Raw genomic sequence first — 12,111 nt, forward strand, 5'->3', positions numbered from 1 at the left:
GCGACGGGTCGGCTGGGGGAGTTCGCGCCGCTCTGACGTTTGACCCCTTACCCGCGTGTTGCGGGTGGAGAGAGAACGTATGAAGCATTCGAAGTTGAGCCTGGCCCTGGCCGGGCTGATCAGCGTCGGCGCCCTCGCGGCTGCTGATGACGTCATGGCAATGAGTTATCACGTGCAGGGCGATCGCATCTTCCTCAGTGGCGGGGTGACCTACGCCGACGTGGTGTCGTTGCCGGCGTTGCTGGCCAAGGCGCAGGCCGAGGGCCGGCCGATCCGCGAAGTGGTGCTGCGCACCTCCAACGGCGGCGCGCTGATCGCGGGCGAGTGGCTGCAGGGTGTGATCCGCACCGCCGGCCTGAACACCATCGTGTCCGGCCACTGCATCTCGTCGTGCTCGATCATGCAGTCCGGTGGCGTCCAGCGCTATCTGGCCGGCGACCTGCCGATCGTCGATTCGGTGCAGATCCATGCGGCCAGCAACGGCGGCAAGGTGATCTATACGCCATCGCCGCGCATGACCCAGATCTACACCGGCAACTACGGCGGCGGCATGGATGCCGGCCTGCTGCACAAGGCCATGTACGAGGTCGTGCAGCCCAATGGCCTGCTGGTGTTCCGCGACCCGGCGCGCACCACCGGCGCCTCGGTCACCTTCGACCCGGATGGCAGCGGCAGCAAGCTGGAGTCGTTCCCGGGCCAGGACATCTACAGCAACAACATCATCACCGCGAACGGCTATCGCGATCCTGGCGACACGTTGAACGTGAGCGCGAACGTGAGCGGCGACATCAACCCCGGTTACCTGCGCACCGGGCGCCAGCTGCAGACTTTCGTCGACGACGATTTCGCGCGCTGGAACACCAACTGGCAGTCCAGCTACATCAACCTGGCGCAGAGCATCTACAACGCCTCAAGCCGTGGCCCGCAGGGCATCGGCCCGGATTCGGTGCAGGACTACCTCAACGATCCGGGCATCCAGGCGCTGCTGCTGTCCAAGCTGCGCCTGGCTGACCTGGATGTATCCACGCTCGACAACGCCATGGGCGTGATCCGCGTGACCAACGGTGCCACCTGGCGCACCGCCGCCACCACCGGCGCCGACTTCATGCTGGTCGACAACGGCACCATCGCACTGGAAGGCGGCGCGCTGCGTGCGTCGGAAGTGCGCGTGCTGGGCGCGGGCATGCTGGTCGGCCATGGCGACGTGGCCGGCACCGCGATGGATCTTGATGCACTGGGCAGCGGTTCCGGACCCTCCTGGCGCGAGGACGGCTTCAACCGCCTGCGCGTGTTTGGCACGCTGATGCCGCGCGGCGGTGATCTGGTCACCCACGGCTACGTCAACATCATGCCGGGCGGCAAGCTGTTGTTCGACGTCACCGAGAACGGCGGCGCCGCCACGGGCCGACTGCGCGTGGGCACGTTCTTCGATGACGAACCGACCGACGGCGCGCTGGTGATCTCCAAGGGCGCCTTCCTCGAATTGAATGTGGCGCAGGGCTACTACGGCCAGGACTTCCGCCGTGACCTGGTAAAGGGCCCGATCTATCAGGGCGGCTTCGAGGATGTCGTGCGCCTGGGCGACACCGGCTACAGCGCCAGCATCACCGCGGGCGATGTGTTCCGCCCGCGCCACAACTCGCTGCTGAGCTTCAACGTGAAGCAGACCGCCGACGGCCTGTGGCTGACCGCAAACCCAGGCTTCGATCAGCTGGGCCTGTTCACCAACGCCACTTCCGGTGATGGACTGGGCCGCGCGCTGGCGACCGCCTCCGCCCGCCAGGACGGCAACCTGAAATCGCTGCTGGGCGCGCTGCAGTTCGCCGACCGTGATGTGATCGCGCAGCAGGCCGGTGCCCTGCGCGGTGATGCGCATGCCAGCCTGCGGCTGGCCGACAACGCGCTGGTCGGCAGCATCGGCAACGTGGTGCAGCAGCACCAGGCCGCGATGCGCAGTGGTGGTGATGCCGATGGCCTGGCCTCGCAGGCCGCGCAGTCGGTGTCGGCACAGCCGGGCATGCGCCACGGCAGCCTGTTCAACCAGCTGGCGATGCATCTGGTCGATCCGGCCGCCGGCGGTACTGCCAGCGGCAGCGAGGCGGGGCGCAACCGCGGCCTGTGGGCACGCGGCTTCGCCAGCCATGGCCGCATCGATGCGGAGGGCGGCGTGGCCGGCCTCAGCCACAACATCGGTGGCATCGTGGTCGGTGCCGATACCCGCGTGGCCGATGACCGCGTCACCCTCGGCGTCAGCGTGGCGGCAGCCGACATGTCGACCAAGGGCCGCGACGGCTCCGACTTCAGCGGTGACGTGCGCGCGCTGGACGTGGGCGGCTATCTGGATGCGACGTATTCGCGCGGCTACCTGTCGGCGGCGGTGCGCTATACCGACCTGCGCCACGACACCCGCCGCAGCGTCAGTGGCATCGATGGCCTGCAGCAGCCGCTGCGCGCCAAGTACAACAACGATGCAATCTCCGCGCGGGTCGAGCACGCGTTCTCGTTCACCACCGGCACGGGGCTGGTGATCCAGCCGTTGCTGCCGGTGGTGGATTACGCGCGCACCTCGGCCACGCGCTTCAATGAAGGGGAGGGCGCAGGCGCACTGGTTGGCCGCAGCGGCAGCCTGGAAAGCATCCGCGTCGGCGCCGGCCTGCAGCTGTTCAAGACCTTCGAAGGTAACAACGGCGAGCGCATCACCCCGCGTGCCCGCGTGGTCTGGCAGAAGGAGCTGGGCGATTCGCAGGCGCGCTACAGCACTGGTTTCGCTGCGGCCCCGGACCTGGTGTTTGGTGCCAGCAGCCAGGCCGTGGGCGAGCAGGTGCTGGCCTGGAACGTGGGCGTGACCAGTCGCGCCAGCGAGCGGCTGTCGATCATGGCCGACTACGTGGGCGAGCGCCGCGACGGGCAGATCCAGAACGGCGTGATGCTGGGCCTGGGCTATCGGTTCTAAGCAAGTGGCAGGGGGCACCGGCGATGCCTGCATCGCCGGTGCCATCCCCATAGACGCGTGGCTGCGGTATGGTCGGCAGGGCATCCCACCCAGGTCCTTCCATGCAGATCGCCGTCTTCAGCGCCCGCCCTTACGACCGTCGCTTCCTGGACGAAGCCAACCAGCGTGATGCGGACGGGCAGGGCTACGCGTTCGTCTACTTCGATGCCGCGCTGGATGTGCATACCGCAGCGCTGGCGCAGGACTGCGCCGCCGTCTGCGTGTTCGTCAATGACCGCCTCGACGCGCCAGTGCTGCACGCCCTGCATTCGCTCGGTGTGCGTGCGGTGCTGCTGCGCTGCGCGGGCTTCAACAATGTCGATCTTGCTGCGGCGAAGGCACTGGGCCTGTTCGTCGCGCGGGTGCCGGCCTACTCGCCCGAAGCCGTGGCCGAGCACGCGCTGGCGCTGGTGATGACCCTCAACCGGCAGACCCATCGTGCCTACAACCGGGTGCGCGAAGGCAACTTCATGCTTGATGGCCTGCTTGGCCGCACCCTGCATGGCCGCACCGTCGGCATCGTCGGTACCGGCAAGATCGGCCTGGCCACCGCGCGCATCTTCAAGGGCATGGGCTGTGCCGTGCTGGGGCACGACCCGTATCCGTCGGCGGCCTTTGCCGGGGTGGGAGACATGGTGGCGTTGGACGAACTGCTGGCGCGTGCCGACATCGTCTCGCTGCATTGCCCGCTGACACCCGACACCCAGCACCTGATCAACGACGCCTCGCTGGCGCGGATGAAGCCCGGCGCGATGCTGGTCAACACCTCGCGTGGCGCACTGGTGGACACCCACGCGGTGATCCGCGCGCTGAAGTCGCGCCGGCTCGGCCATCTGGCCATCGACGTCTACGAACAGGAAAGCGCGCTGTTCTTCCAGGACCTGTCCGGCGAGATCATCGACGACGAGGCCTTCCAGCGCCTGATGACCTTCCCCAACGTGCTGGTGACCGGCCACCAGGGCTTCTTCACCGTGGAGGCGCTGCAGGAGATCTCGGCGATCACGCTGGGCAACCTGGCCGACTTCGCCGCCGGGCGGCCCTGCGCCAACCGGTTAGAGGCGGGCTGAGCCGGGTGGATTGACCGCCGGGGCGCCCAGCCCGTAAAATCGCGGGCTACGCCGGAATAGCTCAGTTGGTAGAGCGGCGCATTCGTAATGCGTAGGTCGCAGGTTCGACTCCTGTTTCCGGCACCATGGTCTAGTTTTACTGAAAAATCAGTTACTTGCGGACCCCGCAGGTACAGCATGAGGGAAGCGTGGGTGCGCCGCTTTTTCCGCGATGATGTGCAGTGATATGGCTTTCTGCGCAGTACCGGATTGTCCTCAAGCTGTGCGCGTAATTCGCCGACTTGTTGCCTACGGCGCGCACCCGCAATGCTAGGGCCCACGTCCACAACGACGTCCGGTTCGATGGAGTGACTCGGAAGGGTGGAGGTAGCTTCGTCTCTTCTACAGGAAGAGCTTGGTCAGCATGGCGACTGTGCAGAACGCCAAAGCGCCCACAACAAACCGCAACCATTGCGATTGAGCGTCTGTCTTGGATGCATCGGCAATGAGCTTGTCGATCAAGTCCTCGACCTTCTGGACGTCCATTGGCTACTCCGGCATTGTTTCCAAGTGCTACAAGTGTAAGACCTCCTGAGGACCCTTCGCGGCCTAAGTAGCTTTCCAGGAGTCTTCGGACGTGCGGGTGACTCAAATGGCCCAAACGGTGGCTCAGCGGCGGCCCTGTATCAATGAGGCGACACAATTGCTTGCGAAGTTGAAAAAGACAGATGGCTGCAGGGTTGGATCGGATTGAGGGCGAGGTGCCTAAGTCATTCGATTCGGAACTGGGTGAGCCAGATACGTGCGTTGATCAAGCCTTATGTGAGCTTGGCGGAGCCTTGAGCATAGGCTTCGCGCCTTCTTAACAGGGCAATAGCAGATTCGCCATCGGTGCGGGGAGGCATCCTAAGTGGGCGTCACGCGTACCCTGGCAGCTTTCACCCGGATGCGTGGCCATCGAAGCCGGCACTCCCTCGGCATGGCTGCGACTCCGGGGCCAAGATTTGCGGCAGGAGGTGGGGGCAAAATTTAAGCGAGGCGATAGCCTTGGCCCACCTTACCGCTTCGGCTCACCGGCCAAGCATTCACTCTTGGCCAGCTTCTTGCAGAGAGCATCGTACTCCTTGCCCCCAAGCCAATAGGTAGGCCTATGACCCTGACGAATGATCATCAAACCGTCGCTATCAGTTACTAGTACGTCGGTGCCATCACGGGCCGGCCATGCATAGTATTTCGTCGTCACCATCAACGGTTTACCCAGACTCTCGGATATTCTTTTGACGATGTCCTGATGCTCCTTCCCGTAGTTCAGCTTCAAAGAGAAGCGAATGTGCGAAACCCTGCGATCCGGCCCTGACTCATCGAAATAGTATACGGCGCGACCAAAGGGTGAATTGGCGAGATTGACCGTTAGGTACCCCATCTCTTCAACCTCAACCGCACCTTTCGGATAGGCTGAGTGCATATCAGCCTCCTTCATCCCTACTTTTGCTGTAGCGAAGCCGCTCGGATACCCAGTTCCAGGGACAAATACATCCACCGTACGTGCCTCCAATAGCAGACTCGACAGGTGCTCCTCACGCGACTTGAGCCGCGTAACCTCCTTCTGAGTGCGCTCGGTGAGCTGCTCTTGAGCGACCAACTCTTCTTTTAGCTTGCCAGCTTCCTCAGTCGCATTCGCCGCCTGGTCCTCCAATCTCGCAGTCCTCTGGGGAAGTGCGAACTGATTGAAATAGGTCAGGCAGATCACAAGCGTTGCCGATACTGCCCCGCCTACAACCAGAACAGGATGCTTGGTCCAGTCGGGATCGATCCATATTGAGGGCCGGTCCCGGCTTAGTACATGGTCCATGTGGACGGCCTGCTGGCGATAGGCGGGCGTGTTGACGTTCTCGGGGAAGGCGCTGTAAGGGACTTCCAACACGTCATTACGCTTGGTGAGGGCTTGCAGCCCAAACACCGATCGGTAGGGCTGGATTTCTTCGTCAGGAAGGTGCCAGTAAAGAAGCATTTTGCAGTCGTCTGGGTCCATCCAGATGAATACCGGCTCGCCTTCCATGTCGCAGTTGGCGATGGCAATGCGGAGCTGGGCGACAGTGCGCGCGGCTGCGACCTGCATGGGTAGCGCAACGCCGTAGGAGGATCCGGGGCCAGTCAGGGCGACCCAGGCACGCAGGTAGTTCACGCCTGAGGCGGACTTGAAGCCCATCTGACGGAGGCGACCGGCGGTGTCATGAGGTGCCACGTTGGTGGGCACTCGGGAGACCTTCGGAGCGCGCTTTCGGAGTGCACCGGGCGTCTTGGCTTTGTGGCTGGTTCCATTGGAATGGGTTGCCTTGAACGCCTTGCTGCGCGCCTTACGAGCGACGGTAGCAGCAATGTGACCGGTCGGGTCAGAGGCAAGGGCGTAGGCAGCAGTAGGGAGGGGCATGAGTTTAAATCCAAGGTAGCAGAAGGCAGCAGCCGGTGACACCTCACGTGCAATTGAGGTGGACTGGACGCTGGAAGAAGGTGGGTTGATTAATGGACCGGCTAATCAGTCAACAGAAAAGGTTGGAGCCGAAGGGGTAACTTGAAGAGGGAGCATGGGTTCCCCATCCAAATCTATAGCGCTAGACGGTCTCTTATTCCTACCTGCGACGGGTCGTCAGTGAAGCCAAGCGCGCGCACGGCGGTAGGTCCATCCATACGTAGACCGACGCTTCGAACGTCGATCACCTGTGCGGTCTTTCTCTAGCTTGGCTTCCGCTGCACGGCGAGCCATTGCGTCTGCAATCTTCTTGAACATGTCAGATATCCCTTATCGCTCTTCCGGCTCAGTCGCTGCTCTTGGCCGCTCATGCATGTAGGCCATTCCTTGCTCGTAGGACGCCCGCGCAGCCGCATCGATCTGCTCCGGTTCCAGCGGGGAAAGGCCCATTGCCACGCCTACGGCAAATTGCACAAACACTGCCACGTTGTCGACCGTTCCTAGCAGTTCATCCCACTCAAGTTCGATATTGCCCAGCTCGTCATGCATGCGGCTGTAGACATCGACTATCTCCTTTCCTCCGTGCAGCAACCCTGACAGGTCTCCGTGATGGTTCTTGATCATGGCCAGCAACTTGGGCAGATCGTCGCCAAGCACATCCTGGTACGCCTCTTGGGCAATCTCTCGAAGGTAGATGGTGCGATCTGGGCGGTCGGGCCTGTCGTGAGGACGCCTTGGCAACTCTCCCTTAGTCCTAAAAGCTTCCACTTCTTCTTCGGTCGCTGCGCGGGAAAAGTACGCAGCTCGCAGTAGGTGCTCAATCTGTGCCCGTTGCAGCGCGGCCGCGCCTACCCAGTAGCGCTCAGGCGCCGCCTCTAGCAGGAAGCAGACCGTATCAGCCATGCCCAATGAGGAAAGGACCAGCGGCAGGACGACCATAGTCCGTTCATCGACTCGATGTCCGAGACGAGTCAGTGTCAGCTGGGCAAGGTAGACAAGGTGGCGGACCTCTCCAGCTCGGTTACGAAGGGTCTGCGACTTAAGGGGGGGAGCGGCCACGAGCATTCCTTGCGATGGGTTCGGGGAACGGCAAAAGGCAATGTATGGCTGTCTGCGACTATGTCATTCCTGACTTGGTGCAGCTGCCTCGTAATCCTCGGGTGCCCTATAGACCACGGCAAATCTCTGTTCGTGATGTGGATATCGGTCAATCAAGAAAAACTTACGTCGGAACAGGTCGAAGAAGTGTCGGTTTCTTTCGCGATATAGGGCGGCCACCATATCAGCAGTGACCTCGGGTCCGATGTAAGCCTGATATTTTCTTACGAACTCCTCGCCCCGCAAACGACGACCATGCTCCGTTTCTTGCGTCTGTTGGCAATAGTCCCATACAGCCTGAAAGATCATTTCTGCGCTTCGGTAGACGTATGTGTCAGGTCGGGTCTCGCAGAGTGCTCTGAATGCCAGGGAGGCCGTCCGCGTCTGGAATAGCGTGCTGTAAAGGGCTAGGAAGCCGCGCTCTATTTCAGGGGGGGATAATTCGCAGGTTGATCCGATGAGGGCAAATAGTGGGGCTTTATCGACTGGTTGAACAGTGTGAGTGATCGCGTGCCCGTCGCAGGAAGCCATGACTACCAAAAGATTCATTTCAGTGGCTAGGTTGAGTTCCGTCAAGTAGGGTTTTAGCTCAAGCCAAGTGCAGGTTGTATCGTCGGCAAACCTGATTCCTTCGTCACCGGCGTGGCACTCAATGTGCAAAACCGGTATGTTGCCACTTTCAACTACTCGCTGCGCCATGGTTTGCAGGAACTCCAACGCCTCGCGACTGCTCTCGACCCGCTGATACAAGACTTCCGGACTTGGCGCAAATACGTTAGCGCGAATCAAGAGGTCATCGTAAAGCCGCATCGCAGTGTTTCGTTCCGCGCGGGGGATGGTGTCCAAGATCTGTATTTGATTGAAGCGCATGGCGTTACACCAGTTTTAATTGGACGGCAGGGTCACATGCCCCTGAAGGTCAAACATGTCGGCGGGCGTAGTTCTTGCGGCGGCCCGGCCACTTCTGGCATCAGCTTGGCGTAAGTGCCAATGCCTTCCGCGCCATGAAGACCGTTGGTGGCCGTCGCTGCGTACCTCGGGCGAACAATATCAGGGGAGATTGGGGGGGCATAGGTTGCTCGAGGCCAGTTTGGCAGCTGCGCCGGCCCCTTCGTGGCTCTTCTTAGGGGCTTGCTGCTAGCATTGGATCGCCTGCGGCTCCCTGGCGGGCCATCAGGGGGAACAACGAATGCCCATCTGCAAAATCTGCAGCAGGCCGGCTCCGAAGCTCATCCGCTGCCATATATACCCCGACGCTCTCTCAAAAGCGGCTGCGGGGGATGAGCGGAAGCTGATATCCATGTCCACGACAAACGGCCCGCGCGCGTCTTTCGCAATCGCAGGGCTGTTCGATGAACACCTGGCATGCCTGGAGTGCGAACGTCTATTTGGCCCCGCCGATAGCTACGCAATCATGTTCAGGCGACAGGCTCTAGCGCTGACCCTTCCGACGGTGCGATGGCGTGCTGCAAGCTTGCCCACCTTCGACGCTGATCCCGAGCGGCTGCACTCTTTCGCGATGAATACTCTTTTACGCGCTCACTTCAGCGATCGTTGGGAGGTGAAGTCTGTAGACGTGCCAGTGATAGCAGGAGAGGCCCTAAAGGCACTTCGAGGGGGCCGGGCGACTATTCATGGTGGCCGTGAGGTCGCTATCATATTGACCCGCAGTGACCTCGCGGGGTTCCTTGCGACCCCTTATCCGGTAGATTTTGGGGGTCATCCGGTCTACGTGATTCAACTGCCGAACATGATGCTCTACGTTGCGGTGTCCAGTGCTGGTTTGGGCCCGGCGTTTTCCCACATGGCACTTCGTCCAGGGCGGGAGGTCACCGTATGGCGGCGGCGTAAACCGGTCCCGCAGGAGCTATTCCCCGTGCGCCATATGTTTGATGCGTTGGGGGATAGGGTGGATCGCATGTTTAAGGTCAAGTGAGGAGGGCACCATGAACTCTGCCGAGACCTTCTGTGCAAAGCTCTACGCTGCCCACTCGGGTCAGCGAGCCGAGAAGGCATTTGAGCGTAATTTTGGTGCTGGCTCAGCGACGGCAGAGAACATGTCCAAGACAGCCTCGGATATGAGTTCCATGGCTGCGGCATTGCGGGATACCAGCGCAGGAGCCATTCCGGCTAATGGCATGACGGGCGCACAAATCACCGCAACTTATGGGGGGTGGAGATACCCTGGCAGGGGTCCCTACTGCCGGACCGAAAATGGTCATCATCAACACGACGCATGCGGGTTTTAATGATTCCTCCAGATTGGCTTGGGGGGCTGGCCATGAAGCCGGGCATGCCGTGCTGGGCTATAAGGACCAGTTTTTCAATGGCGACACGGCATACAAATTCGGAACCCCTCAGCAGCAAAGTATCTTCGGGGCGTTGCCCAGCGAGCAGCGTCTTATCAATCCGGACCACATCATGGATCAGGCTCGATGAAAAAATTACTGGCAGCTACCTTGTTGTGCACGTTGATACCGGCCTGCGCAACTCAGCTTCGGCGTGCGGACTCTAAGGATTTCATTGTTTCTGTGACTGACCGCGCTACGGAAAAGCGCTACGATGTAGTTTTGGCCTCTGCCGCTGACGAGACTCTTTGCCTCTCAAAGGAAAGCTGGCCTATCGAAAATGGGACGTTTCCGACGGGGTACGAAGGAGCCATTCTGACCACGACCGACGGTCCTCTGCATCCGAAAGCAGCCATGACTGCGTACTGCCCCGGAGGATGCGGCGAGGTTCACTTGGAGCCAGGTCAAGCCTTGCGGGCGAGCATTGCCTATGCAGCATTTGGCGATGCGGAAGTCATCGCAGCTGACGCAGCTCGCTCGCTATCATTTTCTGTTTATCCCTACTACTGCGAAAGGTAGTTTTACTCCTCAATGCCGTTGAGATAAACAACATCTGTGGCAAAGTCATCGTAATCCGTGCGCTCGGTTGTAAGGCGCATGAAGCGCCGCTCAATGACTACGCTAGTACGCCGCACCCTTGCCTCCGCCCCAAGGCTGGGAGTGGTGCTTTCGCAGTACGCGCAGGACGGTCGGCTGGTATTCCAGAGTGATGGCCGCAAGGGGCTGGGGCGCGAGTACGTTCATCTGGCCGGCAGCCTGATCGCTCGCCGGGACTACGCAGGCGCCGACGCCAAGATCACCTACCTGCACACCGATGCGCTGGAAAGCCCGGTTGCCAGTACGGATGCTTCCGGCAACGTGATCGAGCGTACTCATTACGAGCCGTATGGCGCACCGATCGGCAAGGTGGTGGATGGCCCTGGCTACACCGGGCATGTGATGGATGGTGAGACCGGGCTGAGCTACATGCAGCAGCGGTATTACGATCCAGAGGTGGGTGCGTTTCTGTCTTTCGATCCTATCTCGGCTACAGAAGCAGCATTCGGTCGCTGCTATTATGCAAACGGTAACCCATACAGGTTTACCGATCCGGATGGTCGTGCCGCAGAGGAAAAGGTTCGCGGCGCACGGGTGGCTACTGTTGGAAGCGCCATCAAGGGGGCAGGAGTGGCACCCGGTTCACGGATGGGAACCTTAGGTGGTGGATCTCGAAATGGAAGCGCTGTCGAGAGTCCGTCAGGGGCAGGATCAACTGGGGCTCCGACCGCAGACGGGAGAGTTCCTGTTCCCAGTGCCATTGGTTGGAAGACTGGTACGTATGACATGGCATGGGATCCCGCTCGAGTTGACGCGGCCGGTGCGGTCATATCGGGGGCCGGCGTAGTAGGTGGCGCGGCGATTGCCGCTGACGCTGGCATCCCCTATCTGGCGGCAGCCTCACGTTCAATAGCAGGTGGAGCGGCAAACACGTGGAGAAATCTCTCGTTTGACGCCCCTCGCCTGGCGGTTTGCATGCCAATGGACGACTGGCGGGAGTTCGCTGGAAAGGAGGGCAGTGGGGGCTTCGTCTTGACCTTCATCCAATAAATAGTGGAAGTACACCGATTCTTCATATCAACTATGGACCCGCTGCTCGCGGTGAGGCCGCTCATCTTGTATTGTTTGATCCTCGGTGGGTAAGGAAATAGGTGCCTATATGCGTGGCGCTGATGAAATGAAGTCCGCTGTTGCCTGTCTGCGAATGTTGTTGGAATCCGAGCCTACTTCTGCGGAGCAAGTCTCTGCCTGGTACAGGAGGGCGGAGGCTCTCAAGTGCGTCCTTCAATCAAGTGCTTCCGAAATGAATGTCCCTCATGTGATCTGGCATTATCTTGATGATGCTGATATCCGTTTTCGCGATAGGGTCTATGCGGAAGAGCAGATATTGGCGGTCGAGAAGAGTATCGAGGAGTGGGGCGTGGGCTGAGAGGGTGGATTGATGGTCGCAAGCGTCTGTGGGGATATCTGTATTTGGATCCCTGCGTATTGATAAGGTCTGTTATTGCATGTTTTTCCGAATCCCGAATCCCGAATCCCGAATTCCGAATTCCACGCACGTGCTGTGGCGGCATGTATCGATTGGGGGGGGCGGTGTGTGGATCTAGTCAATGGGATTCT

The 12,111-nt window shown here is 60.6% G+C and carries 11 protein-coding genes and 1 tRNA gene; 8 read left to right on the top strand and 4 right to left on the bottom strand.

Features of this window, described 5'->3' with window-relative positions; genetic code table 11:
• Nucleotides 1–79: 79 nt before the first annotated feature.
• The 3 genes from K5L94_RS05915 to K5L94_RS05925 all read left to right on the top strand — a co-directional run bounded on the left by K5L94_RS05915 (nucleotide 80) and on the right by K5L94_RS05925 (nucleotide 4,185).
• Nucleotides 80–2,953 (top strand): autotransporter outer membrane beta-barrel domain-containing protein, encoded by a 2,874-nt coding sequence (locus K5L94_RS05915; protein WP_274512211.1) that lies wholly within the window; start codon nucleotides 80–82, stop codon nucleotides 2,951–2,953.
• Nucleotides 2,954–3,054: 101 nt separating this feature from the next.
• On the top strand, nucleotides 3,055–4,059 hold the full coding sequence (locus K5L94_RS05920; RefSeq protein ID WP_274512212.1) for a 2-hydroxyacid dehydrogenase: 1,005 nt from the start codon (nucleotides 3,055–3,057) through the stop codon (nucleotides 4,057–4,059).
• A 50-nt stretch (nucleotides 4,060–4,109) separates the two neighbouring features.
• Nucleotides 4,110–4,185: transfer RNA gene (locus K5L94_RS05925), tRNA-Thr, on the top strand.
• A 255-nt stretch (nucleotides 4,186–4,440) separates the two neighbouring features.
• Here K5L94_RS05925 and K5L94_RS05930 read toward each other — a convergent pair.
• From K5L94_RS05930 to K5L94_RS05945, 4 genes are all read right to left on the bottom strand, one after another.
• The gene (locus tag K5L94_RS05930; RefSeq protein WP_274512214.1) at nucleotides 4,441–4,584 is read right to left on the bottom strand and encodes a hypothetical protein; all 144 of its coding nucleotides are present in this window, start codon (nucleotides 4,582–4,584) and stop codon (nucleotides 4,441–4,443) included.
• Between the two features lie 511 nt (nucleotides 4,585–5,095).
• Nucleotides 5,096–6,469 carry a hypothetical protein gene (locus tag K5L94_RS05935; protein WP_274512215.1) on the bottom strand — a complete coding sequence of 458 codons (1,374 nt, stop codon included), beginning with the start codon at nucleotides 6,467–6,469 and terminating at the stop codon, nucleotides 5,096–5,098.
• 369 nt (nucleotides 6,470–6,838) lie between these two features.
• Nucleotides 6,839–7,447: a hypothetical protein gene (locus K5L94_RS05940; protein ID WP_274512216.1), complete on the bottom strand. Its 609-nt coding sequence runs from the start codon at nucleotides 7,445–7,447 to the stop codon at nucleotides 6,839–6,841.
• Between the two features lie 183 nt (nucleotides 7,448–7,630).
• Nucleotides 7,631–8,476, bottom strand: coding sequence for a hypothetical protein (locus tag K5L94_RS05945; protein ID WP_274512217.1), 846 nt, complete (start codon nucleotides 8,474–8,476; stop codon nucleotides 7,631–7,633).
• 430 nt (nucleotides 8,477–8,906) lie between these two features.
• Between K5L94_RS05945 and K5L94_RS05950 the strand changes: the two genes are divergently transcribed.
• The 5 genes from K5L94_RS05950 (at nucleotide 8,907) to K5L94_RS05970 (ending at nucleotide 11,920) form a co-directional block, all read left to right on the top strand.
• The gene (locus K5L94_RS05950; RefSeq protein WP_274512219.1) at nucleotides 8,907–9,542 is read left to right on the top strand and encodes a hypothetical protein; all 636 of its coding nucleotides are present in this window, start codon (nucleotides 8,907–8,909) and stop codon (nucleotides 9,540–9,542) included.
• A 278-nt stretch (nucleotides 9,543–9,820) separates the two neighbouring features.
• On the top strand, nucleotides 9,821–10,045 hold the full coding sequence (locus tag K5L94_RS05955; protein WP_274512220.1) for a hypothetical protein: 225 nt from the start codon (nucleotides 9,821–9,823) through the stop codon (nucleotides 10,043–10,045).
• A complete protein-coding gene (locus K5L94_RS05960; RefSeq protein ID WP_274512222.1) occupies nucleotides 10,042–10,473 on the top strand; it encodes a hypothetical protein in 432 nt (143 codons plus the stop codon). Before K5L94_RS05955 ends, K5L94_RS05960 begins: the two co-directional genes overlap by 4 nt.
• A gap of 78 nt (nucleotides 10,474–10,551) precedes the next feature.
• Nucleotides 10,552–11,541, top strand: a complete 990-nt coding sequence (locus K5L94_RS05965; protein WP_274512224.1) for an RHS repeat-associated core domain-containing protein — start codon at nucleotides 10,552–10,554, stop codon at nucleotides 11,539–11,541.
• A gap of 109 nt (nucleotides 11,542–11,650) precedes the next feature.
• Nucleotides 11,651–11,920, top strand: a complete 270-nt coding sequence (locus tag K5L94_RS05970) for a hypothetical protein (RefSeq protein ID WP_274512225.1) — start codon at nucleotides 11,651–11,653, stop codon at nucleotides 11,918–11,920.
• The last annotated feature ends 191 nt before the right edge of the window (nucleotides 11,921–12,111 follow it).

The sequence above is a fragment of the Stenotrophomonas forensis genome (assembly GCF_028752115.1).
GTDB classification, from domain to species: Bacteria; Pseudomonadota; Gammaproteobacteria; order Xanthomonadales; family Xanthomonadaceae; genus Stenotrophomonas; species Stenotrophomonas forensis.